This window comes from Pseudonocardia sp. UM4_GMWB1 (assembly GCF_017312155.1).
Classification (GTDB): domain Bacteria; phylum Actinomycetota; class Actinomycetes; order Mycobacteriales; family Pseudonocardiaceae; genus Pseudonocardia; species Pseudonocardia alni.
The window spans coordinates 121332-141083 of record NZ_QJPN01000003.1; the positions used below are offsets into that span (position 1 = coordinate 121332).

At 72.1% G+C, this 19752-nt stretch carries 11 protein-coding genes and 1 pseudogene; 11 read left to right on the top strand and 1 reads right to left on the bottom strand.

Annotation, left to right across the window (positions count from 1 at the left end; translation table 11 throughout):
* Window positions 1-2102: 2102 nt before the first annotated feature.
* Window positions 2103-2372, top strand: a pseudogene (locus DMP15_RS29805) (transglycosylase family protein); the annotation flags it as partial.
* A gap of 38 nt (window positions 2373-2410) precedes the next feature.
* Window positions 2411-3289 carry a trypsin-like serine peptidase gene (locus tag DMP15_RS29810; RefSeq protein WP_337826961.1) on the top strand — a complete coding sequence of 293 codons (879 nt, stop codon included), beginning with the start codon at window positions 2411-2413 and terminating at the stop codon, window positions 3287-3289.
* 31 nt (window positions 3290-3320) lie between these two features.
* Here the strand turns inward: DMP15_RS29810 and DMP15_RS29815 are convergent, their stop codons facing one another.
* Window positions 3321-3926 carry a hypothetical protein gene (locus DMP15_RS29815; protein ID WP_337826962.1) on the bottom strand — a complete coding sequence of 202 codons (606 nt, stop codon included), beginning with the start codon at window positions 3924-3926 and terminating at the stop codon, window positions 3321-3323.
* A gap of 93 nt (window positions 3927-4019) precedes the next feature.
* Between DMP15_RS29815 and DMP15_RS29820 the strand changes: the two genes are divergently transcribed.
* The 9 genes from DMP15_RS29820 to DMP15_RS29860 all read left to right on the top strand — a co-directional run bounded on the left by DMP15_RS29820 (window position 4020) and on the right by DMP15_RS29860 (window position 19617).
* The gene (locus DMP15_RS29820) at window positions 4020-4502 is read left to right on the top strand and encodes a hypothetical protein (protein ID WP_337826963.1); all 483 of its coding nucleotides are present in this window, start codon (window positions 4020-4022) and stop codon (window positions 4500-4502) included.
* A gap of 34 nt (window positions 4503-4536) precedes the next feature.
* On the top strand, window positions 4537-4845 hold the full coding sequence (locus DMP15_RS29825; RefSeq protein WP_337826964.1) for a hypothetical protein: 309 nt from the start codon (window positions 4537-4539) through the stop codon (window positions 4843-4845).
* A 36-nt stretch (window positions 4846-4881) separates the two neighbouring features.
* The gene (locus tag DMP15_RS29830; RefSeq protein WP_337826965.1) at window positions 4882-6219 is read left to right on the top strand and encodes a hypothetical protein; all 1338 of its coding nucleotides are present in this window, start codon (window positions 4882-4884) and stop codon (window positions 6217-6219) included.
* On the top strand, window positions 6216-7682 hold the full coding sequence (locus tag DMP15_RS29835; protein WP_337826966.1) for an SCO6880 family protein: 1467 nt from the start codon (window positions 6216-6218) through the stop codon (window positions 7680-7682). Before DMP15_RS29830 ends, DMP15_RS29835 begins: the two co-directional genes overlap by 4 nt.
* Before the next feature lie 42 nt (window positions 7683-7724).
* On the top strand, window positions 7725-9206 hold the full coding sequence (locus DMP15_RS29840) for a hypothetical protein (RefSeq protein WP_337826967.1): 1482 nt from the start codon (window positions 7725-7727) through the stop codon (window positions 9204-9206).
* A complete protein-coding gene (locus tag DMP15_RS29845; protein ID WP_337826968.1) occupies window positions 9206-11086 on the top strand; it encodes a type IV secretory system conjugative DNA transfer family protein in 1881 nt (626 codons plus the stop codon). The genes DMP15_RS29840 and DMP15_RS29845 overlap by 1 nt, the downstream gene beginning before the upstream one ends.
* Window positions 11083-11718, top strand: coding sequence for a DUF4913 domain-containing protein (locus DMP15_RS29850; RefSeq protein WP_337826969.1), 636 nt, complete (start codon window positions 11083-11085; stop codon window positions 11716-11718). Before DMP15_RS29845 ends, DMP15_RS29850 begins: the two co-directional genes overlap by 4 nt.
* Window positions 11719-11920: 202 nt before the next feature.
* The gene (locus DMP15_RS29855) at window positions 11921-12214 is read left to right on the top strand and encodes a hypothetical protein (RefSeq protein WP_337826970.1); all 294 of its coding nucleotides are present in this window, start codon (window positions 11921-11923) and stop codon (window positions 12212-12214) included.
* Window positions 12215-12270: 56 nt separating this feature from the next.
* Complete coding sequence (locus tag DMP15_RS29860; protein WP_337826971.1) at window positions 12271-19617, top strand: SNF2-related protein; 7347 nt, start codon at window positions 12271-12273, stop codon at window positions 19615-19617.
* The last annotated feature ends 135 nt before the right edge of the window (window positions 19618-19752 follow it).

Here is a 19752-nt window from a genome sequence, read left to right on the forward strand (position 1 = left end):
CGCACCTCGTTGACGCGCTCGGCGCGTATCCGAGCCCGATTTCCGGTGAGCACCCCCGATCACATCACGGAGTCCGTGAGATGCGTATTTCTCGCAACCGCTACGGAGTGATCCCACTCCAGACCGATCCCGCCCAGACCGCGCCGCGGCCGCGGCGCACCCCGATCGCCATCCTCACCGCGACCGCGCTGCTGGGCATGGCGTTCGTGGCGGGTCCGCTCTCGGCCGAGGTCGGCCTGACCGCTGATGGCTGCAACACCGGGAAGACGGTGCGCCAGCTCGCGGCCGCCCGCGACACCCGTACTCAGACCCGGGCGCTGATGACCCGCCTCGCCGTGAGCGGCGACCCGCGCCAGCAGGACGTGGCCCGCGAGCTGGCCGGGCTGGGGTTCACCCCGGCGACGCAGCCGCCCGGGTGGCGGCAGAAGGCCGTCGATGTCTCCGACCAGCTCAACGGCACCACCGATCCGCAGCTGCACAAGATCGCGGTAGTGCTCGCCAAGGAAGGGCTCGGCCCGACCCCGGCGGACCTGCTGCCCAAGCAACCGCCCCCGCCCGGTGACGAGGGCGGCACGCTGGAAGGCATCGGCCAGTCCCTCGGTGGTGCTGCCGACAACGCGGTCGGCGCGGTCGAGTCCGCCCGCGAGGCCGCACAGGAGGCGGTCGCGCCGTCTCCGGCGGTGAGCAGTTCGGGTTCCGGGAAGGGGCCCGCCGCGGCGAACCCGAACCGTCAGGCCGAACCGCCGCTGCCGGAGACCACCTGCACCGACCAGGCCGAAGCCACCGCCGCGCCGGCCGCGGTGAACGCACCCGCCCCCGCCGCGCCGGCAGCCCCGGCGGCCCCGGCGGCCCCGGCGGCCCCGGCGGCCCCGGCGGCCCCGGCGGCCCCGGCTGAGGATCCGCCGGAGGACGGCGGGGAGTCCGAGTCCTCCGGCGGCGGCGAGCCCTCCGGTGAGGACTCGGAATCGGACGAGGACTCCGACGGCTCCGACGGCGAGGATTCGAGCAGCTCCGGCAGCGAGGATTCCAGCAGGTCTGGTGGTGCGGACTCGGCCGACGATTCGAGCCGCGACACCGGCAGCGGCTCCGGGTCGGCGTCGGAGGCGATCGGCGCGGACGACGAGGATGAGGACTCCTCCGATTCGGATGCCAGCTCCTCGGCCGACGACACCGCCGCAGGCGACGAGGACGACTCCGGCTCCGGCTCCGCCGGGTCGGACTCGGCTGGTTCCGGCTCCGCGGACCGCGACACGGACAGCAGCGGCTCGGGGTCGGACAGCGGTTCCAGCTCGACGTCGTCGAGTTCGTCGGACTCGTCGGGCGGTAGCGGCTCACCGGAGGACCTGGAGAAGGCCCAGGCCGCGATCGAGCTGGTCGGCGAGCTCATGCAGACCCTCGGGGCCAGCAAGGACACCGAGGCCGGCAGCGTGCGGGACTCGGTGCTGCAGGTGGTCGACCGCGAGCAGCTCGAGAAGCTCGGCGCCGAGCCTGCCGATCTGGACAAGCTCGACGAGCTCAACAACCTCGGCGACACCGGGTCGGACAGCTCCTCGACCTCGTCGCAGACCAGCAGTTCCGACACCGGGTCCGGGTCGACCGGTTCCGGTGGCTCGGGCTCGACCAGCCGTGACTCCACCAGCAACGACGCGGACAGCTCGGGAAGCAGCGACTCCGCCGCCTCGTCGGGGGACTCGGGGACCGACCGGTCCGACACCAGTACCTCCATCAGCCGCGACTCGGGTTCCGGCTCGGGCTCGTCACCGGGTGGTTCCTCGGACGGTCCGGGGTTGAAGCCCGCCGTCGAGGAGCTGACCGAGAAGGCCGAGGCAGCGGCCGACATCGACCCGACCGCCGAGAGCGTGCTGGAGAAGCTCGAAGGGATCGACCTCGACGACGAGCCGGACTCGGACTCCGCCGCCGACAGCGCTGGGTCCGAACCGGGCTCGTCCTCGGACGAGTCGACCGACCGCTCCAGCGACGACGAGGAGGCCGCTGGCGGGGGCGGGCAGGAGTCGGGCGCCCCGGCCGAGGACGATTCGGCACCGGAGGAGCCGGCCGACGACGGCGGGGGTGAGCAGCCCCGCGATCCTGAGGGGGCGCAGGCGACCCCGGCCGCCACGGGCGGCGAGACCGGCGGGACCGACACCTCGACCTGGGATAGTCTCGCCGAGTGTGAGGCCAGCGGTGACTGGTCGACCAACACCGGTAACGGCTACTCCGGCGGCCTGCAGTTCTCGCCGAGCACGTGGCAGGCCTTCGGTGGCGAAGGTCAGGCACACGAGGCGAGCAAGGAAGAGCAGATCGCCGTCGCCGAGAAGGTCCAGGCTGAACAGGGCTGGAATGCCTGGCCGTCCTGCTCTGCCCAGCTGGGCCTGAACTAGGCCGACGCACCCTGATGACGATCCGCAGGATGAGCGCGCTGCCGGTGGCCGCGGTGGTGGCCGTGGTGCTGGCGTGCGTGCTCCCGGCCTCCGACTCCCCGACTGGCCCGCGGATCGCGGGCCTGCAGGTGACCGCCCCGGGCCCGGCCGGTGACGGTCCGGGTGGGGGGCTGCCGGTGCGGGGGCAGGCGGGCCCGATCGTCGGCGGGCTCTCGGCGTCCTCGGTCGGGGTCCTGGTCGTCGACGGCGGCCGCCACCAGTGTTCGGCCGCGGTGGTCGCATCGCAGTCACGGCGGCTGCTGGCCACCGCGGCGCACTGTGTGTGGCTCGACGGGGCCTGGCGGCTCGACGGCGCGCACTTCATTCCCGGTTGGGCCGGCGGGGAGGAGCCCTACGGGCGGTGGGCGGTCGACACCGCCTTCCTGCCGCCGGCGTGGCAACAGGCCAACTCCCCGATCGAGGACGTCGCCGCCGACACCGATTTCGCGTTCGTGTCCCTGCTGCCGCGCGAGGGCCGCCTACCCGAGCAGGTCCTCGGCGCCCAGGGGGTCCGCTGGACGGTCGGCGAGCAGGTCGAGGTCGCCGCGCTCGGCTATCCGGCCCTGGGCAGCTACGACGGCCAGTCGCTGCGCGGCTGCATCGGCTCGGCCGCGGTCGAGGAGTTCGCCCGCGAACCCGGCCAGCCCGCTGGGCGGGTGCTCGCGATGGACTGCGACATGACCGAGGGTGCCTCCGGCGGGCCGTGGCTGGCCGGCCCGGACGCGCCCGATGGGCGCGGTCAGCTGGTCGGGGTGGTCTCTGGTGGCGACGACACGTCGCTGGTCTCCCCGCTGTTCGACGAGGCCGCCCGCACCATCTACGACGCCGCGGACTCGGCTTCCCTGACCGGTGGCGCCGGCACACAGTGAGCTCGCCCGGTCGCTGCTGGTGCGGTGCGGCTCAGTAGAGCCGTTCGCTCACGCGCCACAGGCCATCGGGCTCGAGGGTGAGCGCGACGGTGGCTGCCGTCTGCTCCGGGGGCGCCGTCAGCCCGTCGGCGACCTCGCACCCGGTCCGCACGGTCCCGGTCACCTGGACATAGACCTGGCGGTCGGTGCGCGGGGCCTCGGGAGGGATCACCGCGCCGATCTCGCTGACCGTGGTGCTGCACCGGTCGGCGACCAGCTGCTCCCAGCCCGCCCCGGTCGCGGGGTTCTGCGCGGTGGCGGTGTTGTCCGCCGCGGCGGCCCCGGTCAGTACCGGGGCGACCCGCTCGGTCCAGGTGACCGGGCGTGGGTCGGTGAAGCTCACCGTCCGGGAGGCTTTCAGCCAGCGGCGCGCGGTCGTCAGCGGGTCGTGGTCGGGGGCGGCGTGGGGCCCGGCGGTCTGTGCGGCGCCGGGCGCCGCCTCATCGGGCGCTGTGGGGTCGGTGTGCTGGCCGGGCACACATGCCGCGTACATGCCGCCGACGAGCAGACCGACGGCGATGCCTACGCCTGCCCAGCGTGCGAGGTTGCGCAGCCGCCCCGGCGGTGCGCCCTCCGGGCCGGACTCAATCAGAGACACGTCGGACCCCCCACAAGATTCGTATCATCTTGCCATCTAAGAAGATACGAAGTGTAGTCTATCCGCGGCCTGAAAATCGTCAGTCTGAGGACGGTGACAGACGTGCGCGAACCTCCGATCGTGGCGGGTGTTCTGGGTGGAGTCGGCACGACTCTGCTTGCTGAAGCGCTCCATGGTTACGACGCCGGGATCTACCGCGCCCAGCGTCCCGTGCACGTGCTCGTGTGCCGTTCGACGTCGAACTCGTTGCACTCCGCTCAGCGTGCGCTGCAGTACACCCCGGCCGCCGCTCCGCCGCCGGTCCTGGCGATCGTCGACGACGTGCCGAACGCGGCCTGGGGACCAAACACGCGGAACAAGGTGCACATCACCGAGCCGTACGTGAGCTCGGTCGTCCGGATCCCGCTGGTCGCTGACTGGCGCGACGTCGAGTCACCCCACGACAGGGCCGCGACTGTGCTCACCGAGGCCGAGCAGGACCTCCCCAAGGGGGTCCGCACCTTCGCCAAGGCCCTTCGGGCGCTGGTCGGAGAAGTCATCAAACAGAACAGCGGCCACCGATCCCGCACCGCCTGATCAGCAGCCACCTTCACTTCCGGAGCGCCTTGCCGTGTCTCAACTCCTCAGCGTCCTCGACGTCTACTCCCTGCCGCAGAGCCCGCCACCGCTCATCCCGGATCCGGGCCCTGGCCAGCTGCCCGGCAAACTCGGGGAGAACGCCAACACCATCATCGCCACGATGAAAGCCGTACTGCTGGTACTCGCCGCAGGTGCCGGCCTCATCGGTGTCGGGCTGATCATGACCGGTTCGAAAAACCGCAGCGGCTACGCGGTCAGCGGCATCGAAAAAATCGGAATGGTACTTCTCGGGGTCGCGGTCATGGGGGCACTTCCGTCGATTTTCGCGCTCGTCGTATAACCCCCTTCACTTGATTGACGAGGATCGCGCACACGCATGTTCGTAATCGAATCCTGGGCCGACGGCTTCGGGGATGCGGCCGGCGAGCTCCTGGGCATGTTGATGACCTGGTGGCTGCTGGTGCCGTCGCCACTGCAGCAGATCACGCAGGTGCGCGCGGTCAGCGATTTCGTCGGCCCCATCGCCATGCTGATTCTGGCGGTGTCGATGCTGGCCCAGCTCGGCCGCCTGATGATCTCGGGGCGACGGGAACCACTGGTTGAGGTCGGCCTCGGCCTGTTGAAGTTCGCCGTCGTGAACGCCACTGCCCTACTCGCCCTCAATCTTGCGCTCGACATGGCGGACGAGCTGTCACGAGCGCTGCTCGAAAACACGCTCCCGGCGTTCGGCGAGCAGGTCAACAGCACATTCGCGAACGCACCGATCGTCCCTACTCTGAAACTCGTCGTGGCGCTGGCCATGGTGGGGCTGGGTTTGCTCCAGTGGTTCATCCTGTTGTTTCGACAGGCCGCGATCCTGGTGCTTGTCGCGTTGCTGCCGCTGGCGGCGGCGGGAGTGCTGACCAACGCCACGCGCCGCTGGCTGCCGACCATGGTGGCCTGGTTGATCGGCCTAGTGATCTACAAGCCGCTGGCGGCGCTGATCTATGCGATCGGGCTGGGGCTGGTCGCCGAGGGCGATGACTTCGTCGCCGTGCTGACCGGGATCGTGGTCCTGCTCATCGCAGTGATCGCGCTGCCCGCAGCGTTGAAGTTCTTCAGCTGGGCCCAGGTAGGGGTCGGCGGCGGCGGCTCGACAGGAGGCGCGATCGCAGGTGCTGCGACCGGCGCGGTGTCGATGGGCGCGCTCAGCTCCTCGCGGCGGCAGGAAATGACCGGCCCCGGTAGCGCTCCGGCCTCGGCCCAGGGCGCCGCCTCCCCTACGGGCGGAGGCACCCAGAAGGCCGTTTCCCCCGGTGGTTCCGGAGGCGGAAGTGGACAAGGCGGTGGCGGTTCACCCGGTGGCGGAGGCGGATCGACTGGCCGCACGACTCCCCCAGATTCGTCGGGCTCCTCGAAGCACGGCGGCGGTGCACCGGGCGGCGGGTCCTCTGGAGCCGCGGCCGCGCGAGGGGGCGCTCCCGCGGGAGGGACAGCAGCAGGCAAGGCCGCCGGTGGCGCCGCCGGGGCAGGTGCAGCTGGGGGCGCGGCAGCCGGTGGTGCCGCCGCAGCGGCCGGCCCCGCCGGCGCGGCGGCTGCGGCGGCCGGGAGCGCGGCGCAGAAGGGCCGGGCTGCCGCCGACAACTTCGCCTCGCCGCCACAGGACCTCGGCGGCGCGGCACCGAGTAAGGGCCCGGACGGTGCCGGACCGGCCGGACAGGGAGGTAATCAGTGACGGCGCCCCGCACCTACGGGAACTGGCGACCGCCCCGCGGGTTCGGCATCGGACAGCTCGGCACGGGCCAGACCATGACCGTCTTCCTCGCGATCGCCATCCCCGTCACGGTGCTGAACTTCTCGGGCCGGGCAGGCGCGGTCGCTCTGGCGCTCGGCGCCCTCGTGATCGGCGCCGTAGTCATCAAAATCGGTGGTAGCTCACTCTCGGATGTGGTTATGCGACGTCTGCGTTTCACCCGCAGCAAGGCGGCCGGCTGGACCGAACGCACCGGCGGGATGGTCACCGACCACCTGCGCCGCCACGACCTTCCCGGCCCGATGGGGCCGATCGTGCCGTTGTCCACCGATGACGGGCGCGGCGGCAAGCAGGGCCTGCTCTGGGACCGCCGCACCGGATGGCTGACCGCGGTGCTGCGGGTCTCGCCGGTCGGGCTCGACCTGGCCGACCAGGGCCAGGCCGACGCCTGGGTCGCGAACTGGGGCGCGTTCCTGGCCGACCTGGGCTACCAGCCGATGATTCGCCACGTCGCGGTCACCATCGACACGTCCCCGACCGGCGGCACCACCCTGCGCGACTACGTCAACGATCGCATCGACCCGCGCGCCCCGGCCTCCGCGCAAGCGGTCATGGCCGAGCTCGCCGCCACCGCCCCGTCCTCGTCCGCCGAGGTCGACTGCCGGGTCTCGGTGACCTTCGACCCGGCCCTGGCCACACCCCGACCGCCGGATCTGGCCGCCGGTGTCGCCGAGGTGACCCGCTGGCTGCCCGGGCTCGAGTCCCACCTGGCCATGGCGGGCGTCGCGGTGCGCGGCCGCGCGACGGCCGCCTGGTTGACCGGGCGGCTGCGGGTCGCCTACGACCCGGCCAGCCGCTCGGTCCTGACCGACTACGACGAGCACTCCGACGAACTGCTGCGCTGGGCCGAGGCGGGCCCGGTCAGCTTCCAGGAGAGCTGGGACCACTGGCAGCACGACTCGGGGCTGTCGGTGTCGTGGGCGATGGTCGAGGCACCTCGCCAGTCGGTGATGGACCGCGTGCTGGTGCCGCTACTGGCCGCGGGCCCGTTCGCACGACGGGTGAGCCTGCTCTACGAGCCGCTCTCGGCCGGTGCCGCCGCCGACGAGGTCGAGCGCGAGATCACCAACACCCAGGTCCGTCGGATGTGGGCGCACAAGACCAAGCGCGACGAGACCCAGCGTGACCGCGACGATCTCTCGCGCGCGGTGCAGAGCGCCCGCGAAGAGGCCGAGGGCGCCGGCGTCGGCCGGTTCACCCTGTACGTGACCACCACCGTCTTCGACGCCGAGCAGATGCCCGCCGCGACCGCCGACGTCGAACAGCGCGCCGGGCAGGCCAAGGTGCGGCTCCGGCGCCTGCGCGGCGCGCAGATCACCGGGTTCGCCGCCTCCCTCGGGCTCGGGATCAACCCTGCCGAGCTGGCCCGCCGCCCCCGCAAATGACCCACCGATGCACCTCGTCCCCCGCCTGACCAGGAGCCTTCCGTGACCACGATCTCCCTGCCCCCGCAGCAGCACCAGCAGCTCGACCCCGGTGAGCCGTATCGCGGTCGCCCGGTACCCCGGGCTCTGGGCTGGGCGCTGCCCGGCGCCGGGCGTGCGGCCAGCGCCGAGCCCGGGGTGATGTGGCAGGGCACGACCACTCAGGTGTGCGGGATGTTCCCGTTCGCGGTCAGCTCGGGCGCCGCACCGCCCGGGGTGCCCATCGGCCACCACATGCACACCGCCGAGCCCGTGGGACTCGACCCGGCGGAGTGGCTGCGACAGGGGCTGGTGTCCAACACCGGCATGTGGATCCAGGGCCAGCCCGGCATCGGCAAGTCGACGATCGTGAAACGCCTGATGACCGGGCTGGTCGCGTTCGGGTTCACCGCCGTGGTCCCCGGTGACGTCAAGGGCGAGTACACCCGCCTGGTCGAGCACCTCGACGGGCGCGTGTGGCGGATCGGGCGGGGCCTGCACTCGCTCAACCCGCTCGACGCCGGCCCCCTGCGGGCCGCGCTCGCCCAGACCAGCGGCGACGAACACGCCCGGCTCTCGGAAACCATCCGGGCCCGACGGCTGTCGCTGCTCGAAGCGCTCGTGGTCATCGTGCGCCGTGCCGAGATCAGCGTGACCGAACGGCGCCTGCTCGGTGCCGCACTCGACCTGTGCGTGGATGGCACCACCGACGGCGAGGAGCCGATCATCCCCGACGTCGTGCGGATCCTGGTCAGCCCGCCCGCGCTGCTGCTCGACATCGCTGCCTGCGACTCCACGTTGACCTTCCGCCGCGACGCCAGGGACCTGGTCAACACCTTGGAGCTGCTCTGCGCCGGCGCGATCCGGGGCCTGTTCGACCGCCAGTCCTCGATCACGGCCGACCTCGACACCCCGGCGCTGTCACTGGACATCTCCGCCCTCGACGACGACGAGGACGAAGTCGTGGCCGCAGCGATGCTCTCGTCCTGGGCGTGGGCGGCCGCGGTCATCGACGGCTCGGCGGCGACGGGCCGCCACCGCAACATCTTCCGCATCCAGGACGAGCTCTGGCGCGCGCTGCGCGTCGCCCCCGGGCTGGTCGAACGCTCCGACCGGGTCACCCGCCTGGGCCGCCACCGCGGCGAGATCTCCGCTCAGGTCACCCACTCCCTCGACGACCTCGAAGCGCTGCCCACCGAGGCCGACAGGGCCAAGGCCCGCGGCATGGCCCAACGCAACGGCGTCATGGTGCTCGGCGGCATGGCCGACAAGGAACTCGCCGCGATCAACGAGATCAGCCCGCTCACCGCGTCGGAGGCCGCAATGGTGCGGGCCTGGGCCGCGCCGCCGACCTGGATGACCGGCAGCACCCACCCCGGCCGGGGCCGATACCTGATCAAGTCCGGGGAACGGATGGGGCTGCCCGTCGCCCTGTCGCTGATGCCCAGCGAACGCGACCTCTACAACACCGACACCGCCTGGCAGCCCCGCACCGGACACGCCTGATGGCGCCGATCCCGTGGCAGCAGCTGGCCGTCCCCCTGGTCGGGTTCGGGGTCCTCGGTGCGGGGTTCGCGGCGATGACGTGCTGCTGGACGGCCGCCACCGCCGCGGCCGAGTCTGTCCCGGGCTTCGGGGGACCGACGCTGCGGGCGATGGTCTCCGCCGCCGGGACGGGCACCCTCGACCCCCTGATCGGGGCCGACGGCTCGCGCCCGGTGTTCTGGTCCGTGCTGGCCGTGGTGCTGGCCCTGCTGCTCGGCCTCGTCGTCGGCGTCCGCGTCTGGATCGGTTCCCGCGCGGGCCGGCGGGGCGAACCGCGCTCGGCGATGGCCGGTCACCGCGACACCCGCGACATGCGCGGTCGTGCAGCACAGAAAAGGGCAGTGCAACTGCGCCCATCCCTGGCCGAGCAGGACCGCATCGACAGCCGGGACCTGGGCCTGTGCCTGGGGCGCCGGCTCGGCGGCGTCGGCGAGTCGCGACTGCTGTATGCCTCCGAGGAAGACGTGATGATCATGATCGCCGGGCCGCGGTCGAACAAGACCTCCGCCCAGGTCGTGCCCGCGATCCTCTCCGCGCCCGGCCCGGTCATCGCGACCAGCAACAAGGTCGACGTCTTCACCTTGAGCATCGGGCTGCGCGCCGAGCTGGGCCGCTGCTTCGTCGCCGACCCGCAAGGCATCGCCGGGGTCGAGCAGAGCTGGTGGTGGAACCCGCTCGCCGACATCAAGGACCTGGCCGACGCCGGGTATCTGGTCGCGCACTTCTCCCGCACCGTCGGTGCCGGCAACTCCAACGACGCCAACCCCTTCTTCACCAGAGGCGCCGAGCGCCTACTCACCCAGCTCGTCCTGGCGGCATCGTGCAGCCCCGACCGGAGCCTGCGCGACGTCCGCACATGGCTGGCCACCCAAGCCAATGAACCGGCCGGCCTGCTGGAGGACGGCGGCTTCACCGAGGTCGCCGAAGGCCTGCGGGGACTACAGGACGCCCCTTCCGAGACCCGCGGCGGCCTGTTCGAGACCGCACTGACAGCCCTCGGGGCCCTGGAGTCCGAGGCCGTCGCCCGACTGGTCACCCCACCCTCGACGTGGCGGGACCCGCCCCAGGGCCCGGTGGAGGAGTTCGACCCGTGGCGATTCTTGGTCGGCTACCAGGCCGACAGCTCCGGCGACCCGGTCCCCCGCGACACCCTCTATCTGCTCACCCGCGAAGGCGCCGGCAGCGGTGCCCCGGTCGTCGCCGCCCTGGTCGATCACCTGCTGCGCATCGCCGCCCAGGCCGCCACCGCCCAGGGCGGGCGGCTCGATCCCCCGCTGCGCCCGGTGCTCGACGAGGCCGCCAACGTGTGCCCGATCGCGGGCCTGCCCGACCTGTACTCCTACTTCGGGTCGATGAGCATCCAGGTCCTGTCGTTTCTGCAGTCCTACCAGCAGGGCGTCGCGGTCTGGGGCAAGTCCGGGATGGACAAGATGTGGTCGGCGGCCACGATCAAGCTGGTCGGCGCCGGAGTGCAGGACCCCGAGTTCGCGCGCTGGATCAGCGACCTCATCGGGCCCCTGGAGGTGCCGACCTACTCCCACCAGTACGGCCGTGGCGGCGGCTCCACGTCGACCTCGATGCGGGAGAAGCCGGTGATGACCGTCGCCGACGTGGGCTCGCTCGACAAGCGCCACGCCATCCTGCTCTCCGCCGGGCGCCGCCCGGTGCTGCTGGAGCTGATGCCCTGGTACCGCGAAGGCGACGCCGAGACGATCAGCGCTCACGCCGCCGAAGCCACCGCCCAGGTCCGCCAGTCGGCGGTGTCCGCGCTCGGTCCCCGCAACCCGCTCGCCCAGCGCCTCGCAGCCCGCGAGCGAGATCCCCGCGGTGGGGCGACATGACCGACCCGGAGCCCAGCGGCGACATCGCACCCGGTGACTGGGCGGCGGTGATCGCCGCACTCACTCAGCTGCGCGAGGAGCACGCGACCCTCACCGCTCGGCTGGGAGAACTCGATCTCCGGACCGAGAGTATCGAGGGTGCCTTCGATGCGATCGAGGCCGCCACGCCGGAGGCTGTCGACCTGCTGCGGTCCGGTGACGCCGCCGCGTCCGACGACACCTCCGCCCCAGCCCCACCGGAGCCGGAAGAACCGGACACCGGTCTGGACATGCGTGAGCTCGTCCCGTGGGTGCGCGACCACATCGCGCAGCTGCTCGAACGCCGGCTGCCGCAGAACAAGGGCCGGCTGCGCTGGTGTCGTAGCTGGTGGCTGCACCCGGAGGCGATCGCACGTTTCGATGCGCTGCGCCGGTCCTGGACCGAAGCGATCGCCGCTGGTGAGGGCAACGCCCTGGCCACCTACTACGACCACCTCGACCGCCAGCTCGCGACGCTGATGGATGAACACGGCCCGTTCAGTGCCTGCGAGGGCGGACAACACGGCACCGAGCGGTTCGTGACCAAGCTCGGGCAACTCGACCCGCCCCCGGAGTACTTCTTCGTCCTCGACGAGCAGCTCGACCAGCTATAGCCAGCCCGATTTCGGGCGGCTCAGACCCCGTGTCGCCGGATGCGCCAGCGTGAGCAGGGAGGACAATCAATGCCCCGACCAAGCCGCCGCCGCTCCATGAACCAGGAGCCGCTTCCGCTGGAGGCCCTGTTCGGCGGACCCGACCCCACCGAGCCCCCCGTGCCCGCGGCCGAGGTGCCGTCGACCGATCAGGAGGACACCGATGAACCGCTACGGACGCCAGGCGATGCAGCACTGGCAGACGTACCTGCCCAACCGGTACGCCCAGATCACGAACCCGCAGCAGCACTTCACGACGCTGGGCCTCGAGGTGCAGGACGAGATCGAGACCCTGGCAGCGGACCGGGCCAACCAGGAGGGCCCAGCGGGGACCTACCTGGACCAGGTGGGCCGGCTCAACCGGATCCAGGCCCAGACCGAGGAGCAGGTCCTCGCCGAGCGGGTTCTGCTGCCCCCGGAGGCGGACGACCCGACTCCGGCCGAGCCGCACCGGTAGAACCAGCCCCAGCCCCCGCACCGGCACCGGGCCCGGGCCTGGTTGGCGAGTCGCCGGTGCGTCCGGACCCTGAGCAGGCCGAGCGCATCTCGGTCCAAGCACGCGCCCGGTTCGACGCCGGTGAGCTCGTGACCGCCCGCTCCCTGATGGACCAGGCAGCACGTCTCGACCCGGGCCGTCACGAGTACTGGGACCGGGTCCGGTCCCTGATCGACGGCCACATCGCCGCGCAGGCCGCGACCACCGCGCCACGGCCGCAATCGGCTCCGCCGGTACCGGCCGAGCAGTCGACACCCGCACCCGCCGCACCGGAACCCGTCACGGCCCCGCAACCGAGCAGTCCCCCGGCCGCACGCGGGCCGGAGTCCGACGACCCGGCGCGCTTCCCCGACGCCGCCGAGGTCGCACTGACCGAGGTGACGGCGAACCTGCTGCGGATCCGCATCACCGACGTGCTCGACGACGACCCCGAGCAGGACGACCTCTACGGCGGGTACCCCACCGCCGACGGCGCCACGCTGCGGGTCCACGACAAGCGCGCGATGCTCGCCACCCTCGACAACGAACTCGACATCACCGCCACGAACCTGCGCGGCCCCGGCCGCGTGCCCGATGCGGGCGACCGACGCCGCTACGCCGCCGAGGAACAGGGCCTGTTCGCGCTGCGTCGGCGGGTCGCGGCGCTGCCGGACCCGACGCCCGGCGACGGTCCGAGCCAGACCGTGCAGGCCACGATCACCCCTGCCGAGCCACAGACGGCGAGCCCACCCGAGCCCGAGGCCGACCGCGGCCCGGCCGCCGAGACTTCCGGGCCCCGCCCCGAGTCCCCGGCCACGCCGCCCGCTCCGGCAGCCACGGGCTCGGAGCTCGACGATCGAGTCGACCCGGCCGGCCCAGTCGCGTTCGTCAACGGCTACGGCATCCCCGCCGGGGACTACCCAACCGTGCCCGCGTCGGCGCTACTACCCGGCGACTTCGTGTCCTGGAATCAGGGCGACCGCGGATTCGTGGTGTCGGTCGACCCGGGTCGCGCCGGGCACGTCGACGTCGCCTATCACGATGCATCCGGCAGGACGCCCGTGCGCGACAAACGCAACGACACCCCCGTCCCGGTCATCAACATCGGCGGCGAGACGCTGCAGGACACCCGCCCCGACGGTCACCGAGCCGACCTCCAGCGCGTGGTCGACCACGACCTCGACCCCCGCGTGCTGCCCCGCAGCCTGCAGGCCCGAGCCCGGCAGATGATCGCCGACAAGCCTGTCGAGCCGGGACCGCTGCCCGACGACCTGGCCGCGCTACCGGTCGCCGAGATCAACCGGCTGGCCGCGCTCGATCAGCGGTGGCGGGCCGAGCTGCAGCGCACGAAGCCGTTCGGCTGGACCGACGAGATCGACCAGCTCGACACGCGTCAGCAGCAGCTCGACCGTGCCCGACAGGCAGCAACCGGGTCCGGCCCGGCGCTCGCAGAGGTCGAGGCGAGCGGCGGGCCCGGTGTCGAGGACCGTGTCGTAGCCCGTATGTCCGGCGATGTCCGGATGCGCCGGACCGCGGACGGCCGAGTGTGGGTGCGCACCAGCGACGCCCACACCTGGCGGGTCGCCGGCCCCGGGGAAACGGCCGCGTTCGACATCGAGACCCCCGAGTGGCGCGAGACCCGCCGCCACGAAGAAGCCGAGCACAGGCAGCGCAGGGAGGCCTCCCGACGCGACGCCCGCGAACGCTACGAGCAAGCGCAGCAGGCCAAGGCTGCCGCCCAGGCCACCACACCGGCTCCCTCCCCCGCTCCCGAGAACCGGGAAGAGTCCGATGAGCTCGCGGCCCTGACCCGCAGCCCGCAGGCGCGGGCCGCCGAGCTGGCCACGACCACCGTGTTGCGGCTCTACGCCCGCGACGAAGGGATGCAGACCCCCACGCAGTGGTCGGCAACCATCGCCGCGCTCCCGGCACCGGCACGGCAGGCCGTGCTGGACCGGCTCGGCTTCGACCAACTCGACGCGATGCTCGAACCGGCCATCATCGCCGACGAGCGCACCTGGCGCGACGAGCTGATCGCCCGCATCGGCCAGCTCAACCCCGACATCGGCCGCCGGGCCGGCGAGGCAGCGGCCGAACGCGACGCCCGCAACAGCGAGACCTCCGCCCGGCAGCTCGACCCGGGATCGCCGGGCACCGCCGAGACCGCCGCCGAGCCGCCCGCGCCGACGGTCCCGGCCACGCCGTCGGAGCCTGCCGTGACCGAGCAGGAACAACAGCCCGCCGCGGCGGGCCAGTTCCGGCCGGGCTCGGTGCGCCCACCCACCGGTGCCAAGGCGCGGGTACAGGCCAACCTCGCCGCCCTGTCCACCCTGCGCTCCCTCGGCGACCAGCCGGCCACCGAAGCCCAACAGGCAGAGCTGGCGCGCTGGTCCGGGTGGGGCGCGGTCCCCGAGGTCTTCGACGACCTGCGCCCCGAGATGTCCTGGGCCCGCGACCAGCTCGCCGAGATGCTCGACGCCACCGAGCTCGCTCGCGCCCGCTCCAGCATGCTCAACGCCCACTACACCGACCCCGACCTGGTCGAACAGGTCTGGACGGCGGTGAGCGAGCTGGGCTTTGAGCGCGGGCGGGTCCTCGAACCCGGCTGCGGGACCGGCAACTACATCGGGCTGGCCCCGGCCGGCGCGCAGGTGGTCGGGGTCGAGGTGGAGCCGACCACCGCGGCGATCGCGTCCGCGTTGCAGCCCCAGGCCCAGATCCGCAGCGAGTCCTTCGCCGAGAGCCGCTTCCCCAACGGCAGCTTCGACCTCGTCGTGGGCAACGTCCCGTTCGCCCGCACCGTGCTCAGCGACAAGGTCCACAACACCGGCCGCCACTCGATCCACAACCACTTCTTGATCAAGAGCCTGCACCTGACCGCCCCGGGCGGTCTGGTCGCAGCGATCACCTCCCGCTACACCCTCGACGCCCGCAACCCCTCCGCCCGCCGCGAGATGGCCGAGCTCGCCGACCTCGTCGGCGCCATCCGACTGCCCCAGGCCGCCCACCAGCGCACCGCCGGCACCGACGTCATCACCGACCTGCTGGTGTTCCGCCGCCGTGAACCCGACCGCGCGCCCCAGCCGTTCGACTGGGAGCTGACCGAGGTCGTCGACATCGGCGACGAACAGGTGCGGATGAACTCCTGGTTCGTCGGGCACCCCGAGATGCTGTGCGGGACCCTGACCAGCGGGTCCGGGCAGTACAGCTCCGCTGAACCACGGGTGGTCTCCGACCGGCCCGCGGCCGAGTTGCTCGCCGAGCGCCTGGCCCAGGTCGTCGACCGCGCCCGCCGCGACGCGCTGCTCCACTCCCCGACCCTGCCCGAGGTTCCTCAGCGCGCCGCCCTGCCCGGCCCGGAGCTGGACCTGGAGGACGGGCACCTGCTCATCGACGCGGACGGGCAGTTCCAGCAGGTCACCGACGGTGCCGTGGAGCCGTTCGAGGTCCCCAAGAGCCGTCAGGCCGAGCTGCGGGCGCTGCTCGAACTGCGCGACACCACCGTCACGCTGCTCGAAGCCGAAGCGGCGACCTTCGAGCACTCCGAGAGCATCGAGGAGCTGCGCGCGGACCTGAACCGCCACTACGACGCCTACGTCGACCGCTACGGCCCGATCAACCGGTTCAAGTGGCGTCGCACCGGCCGCGTCGACGAGGCCGGCAACGACATCCAGGCCCGCATCGTCGACAAGCTCGGCGGCTTCCGGGCCGACCCGCGAGCACCGATCGTGCTCGCGCTGGAGGTGTTCGACGCCAGCACCGGCACCGCGACCAAGGCCGACGTCTTCAGCGACCGGGTCATCGCCCCGCGGACCCCGGCCCGCGGCGCCGACACCCCGGCCGAAGCGCTGGCCATCTGCATGGACACCCACGGGCAGGTGGAGCTGTCCGAGATCGCGCGGCTGCTCGGCGTCGACGAGACCGAGGCCCGTACCTCGCTCGGCGAGCTGGTCTTCGCCGACCCCGCGCGCGACGGCCAGCTCGTTCCCGCCGCGGAATACCTGTCCGGCCACGTGCGCCGCAAGCTCGATCAGGCGCTCGCCGCCGCGGAGGACGAGCCTGCCTACGCCGCCAACGCCGCCGCGCTGCGCGAGGTCCTCCCACCCGACATCGCCCCCGAGGACATCGTGGCCCGCCTCGGGGTGCCGTGGATCGAGGCCGGCTACGTGCAGACCTTCCTGCGCGAGACCCTCGACGAACCGCGGCTGAGCGTCGAGCACACCTACGGCACCAACTGGGAGGTCAAGGGCAACGAGTTCTCCGTCGCGGCCACCAGCACCTGGGGAACCGAGCGCTACCCGGCCCCGAAACTCGCCGCCGCGCTGCTGGCCCAGAAGTCGATCGTGGTGCGCGACGAGATCGAGACCCTCACCGCCGACGGGTCCCCGACGACCCGCCATGTGCTCAACCCGGCCGCCACCACCGCCGCGCAGGCCAAGGCCGACGAACTCGCGCAGCGGTTCTCCGAGTGGGTCTGGGAGGACCCGAAGCGCGCCACAGAGCTCGCGCGCGTCTACAACGACCGCTTCAACTCCACGGTGCTGCGCAACTACGACGACGTCACGCTGTCGCTGCCCGGCCTGACCCGCACCTTCGAGCCGAACCCACACCAGTACGCCGCGGTCGCCCGAATGATCTCCGAGCCCGCCGTCGGGCTCTACCACGAGGTCGGCGCCGGTAAGACCGCCGAGATGGCGATCGGGGTCATGGAGCTGCGCCGCCTGCAGATGGTCCGCAAGCCCTGCATCGTCATCCCGAACCACATGATCGAACAGTGGTCCCGAGAGTTCCAGCAGCTCTACCCCCGGGCCCGGATCCTCGCCGCCTCCTCGGCCGACCTGCGCAAGGACGCCCGCCGCGCCTTCGTCGCCCGGGTGGCCACCGGTGACTGGGACGCGGTCATCATCACCCGCGGGGCGTTCGAGCGGATCCCGATGCGCCCCGAGGCGCAGGAGGCCTACCTCGACGCCGAGCTCGAGACGCTGCGCGAAGCACTGGAACGAGGCCGCGCCGAAGGCAGCAGCAACCGCGCCGTCAAGCGGATGCAGCAGCGGCTCGACAACGCCCAGGAGCGCATCAAGGAGAAGATCGCCCGCGACTACGACCCCGCGGTCACGTTCGAGGCCACCGGCATCGACTACGTGGTCGTCGACGAGGCCCACGACTACAAGAACCTGCGCACCGCCAGCAACATCGCCGGCGCAGCGATCGACGGCTCCAACCGGGCCCAGGACCTCGACATGAAGCTGCACTACCTGCGTAACAAGCACGGGCACCGGGTGGTCACCCTGGCCACCGCGACCCCGATCGCGAACTCGATCACCGAGGCGCACGTCATGCAGCGCTACCTGCGCCCTGACCTGCTCGAACAAGCAGGCGTGCTGAACTTCGACGCCTGGGCGGCGACGTTCGCCGCGACCGTGTCGGACGTCGAGCTGTCGCCCGACGGCAGCAGCTTCCGGATGAAGGGCCGCTTCGCCCGCTTCCACAACGTCCCCGAGCTACTGCGCATGTGGTGGGTCTCCGGTGACGTCAAGACCGCCGACGACCTCAACCTGCCCCGCCCGGATCTGCTGCCGCGCCCCGAGGACGGCCAGCGCGCACCCCGGACCTTCCTGATCCCGGCCACCGAAGGGCAGCAGCAGCTCATCTCCGAGCTGGGCGACCGTGCCGAGCAGGTCCAGGCCCGTGCGGTGCTCCCGGACGTCGACAACATGCTCAAGATCTCCAGCGACGGCCGCGCCGGCGCGCTCGATCTACGACTCCTGGGCCGGGACATGCCGTTCGGGGAGTCCAAGATCGAAATCGCCGCTGACGAGATCGCGCGGATCCACCACGCCCACAGCGATGACGAGTTCCTCGACGCCGACGGCGAGCCTCATCCGCGCCGCGGGGGCTTCCAGCTGGTCTTCTGCGACCTCGGCACCCCCGGCGACGGCGCGAAGCGGCCGGGCTGGAACGTCTACGCCGAGCTGCGCGACCAGCTCGTCGAACGAGGCCTGCCCCGCGAGCGGGTCCGGTTCATCCACGAGGCCGCCAACGACCGGAAGAAGGCCGAGCTGTTCGAGGCCTGCCGCGCAGGCGAGGTCTCGGTGCTCATCGGCAGCACTTCCAAGATGGGGGTGGGCACCAACGTCCAGAACCGGGCAGTGGCGCTGCACCATCTGGACTGCCCGTGGCGCCCGGCCGACCTGGCCCAGCGTGACGGCCGGGCGCTGCGCCGGGGCAACCAGTACAGCGAGATCGCCCTGAACCGCTACGTCGTCGAAGGCACCTTCGACGCCTATATGTGGCAGGCGCTGGCGCGCAAGGCCGCGTTCATCTCGCAGCTGATGAACGGCCGGCTCGACGTCCGGGAGATCGAGGGCGATATCGGCGACACCGCGCTCAACTACAACGAGGTCAAGGCACTCGCCGCCGGGAACCCGCTGCTGCTGGACAAGGCCAAGGCCGACGCCGAGCTGACCAAGCTGGAACGCCTCGAACGCTCGCACGTGCAGACCCGCTCCCGGCTGCGCTACACGATCGAGGTCAACGAGGGCCGGGTCCCTGGCCTGGAGGCCGAGATCGAGGCGCTGCGCGCGGCGATCGAGCGCCGCACCGACACCCGAGGCGAGCAGTTCGCCATCGAGACCGGGGGACGACGCCTCACCGATCGCAACGAAGCGGGCACCGTCCTGATCGGCCAGCTCACGGCGGCGGCCACCGGCCCGGAGAGCACCCGGCCCACCGAGATCCCCGGCATCGCCCGCCTCGGCGGCCAGAGTTTCGACGCGTTCGTGTGGTCCGCCGGGCCGCGCGCGGGCTACGAGCTACGGGTCTCCGGGACCAGCCACGGCGGCGTCGTGGAAGGCTCCAAGTCCCAACTGCTTGAGCTGTCTACCAGCGAGAAGCCCGGCTCGCTGGTCGTGCGCATGGAGAACCGGGTCGCCGGCCTCGACGAGAAGCTCACCCGCGTGCAGGACGACCTCCAACGCACCGGCGAGGAGACCCAACGCGCCACAGAACAGCTCGAGCGTCCGTTCGCCCACGCCGCGGAGCTGGAACAGGCACGTGCCCGCGTGCGGGAGATCGACGCGGAGATGGCCGGGCTCGCCGCCCCCGAGCCGAGCAGCTCCGACGCCGCCGGACCCGCCGACACGGGGGCGGCCGATCCCGAGTCCCCCGCGCCCGAGCCGCCCGCGTCCGGGGACTCGTCGCAGTCCGTCGCCGAGGCCGAGCAGTCCGCCGCGGCGGTGGCTGCCGCTCTCGCCGCGCACCGCCCCCCGGCCGGGTCGCCCCGAGCGGCACCGAACTCGGGCTCGACACCTTCTCCCACGGGCCCGCCCGCACCTGGCCCGGCTCCGCAGCCGGAGCGGCACTCGGCAGCTCGGCGGCGCCTATGAACGCACACGCACACACCGGACAGCGTTTGGTCACTCGTTTCGGCATCGTCGATCCGTGCAGTTCTCGCTACGCTGACGCACAATCCCGACCAGGAATCGACGAGAGCGCCCCGGTGCAGTCGACTCCGTTTCCCA

Excerpts from the sequence above, each read along its gene's own strand:
- DMP15_RS29810 (WP_337826961.1), top strand. The coding sequence starts at position 2,411 with ATGAGCGCGCTGCCGGTGGCCGCGGTGGTGGCCGTGGTGCTGGCGTGC.
- DMP15_RS29830 (WP_337826965.1), top strand. The coding sequence starts at position 4,882 with ATGTTCGTAATCGAATCCTGGGCCGACGGCTTCGGGGATGCGGCCGGC.
- DMP15_RS29845 (WP_337826968.1), top strand. The coding sequence starts at position 9,206 with ATGGCGCCGATCCCGTGGCAGCAGCTGGCCGTCCCCCTGGTCGGGTTC.
- DMP15_RS29850 (WP_337826969.1), top strand. The coding sequence starts at position 11,083 with ATGACCGACCCGGAGCCCAGCGGCGACATCGCACCCGGTGACTGGGCG.
- DMP15_RS29855 (WP_337826970.1), top strand. The coding sequence starts at position 11,921 with ATGAACCGCTACGGACGCCAGGCGATGCAGCACTGGCAGACGTACCTG.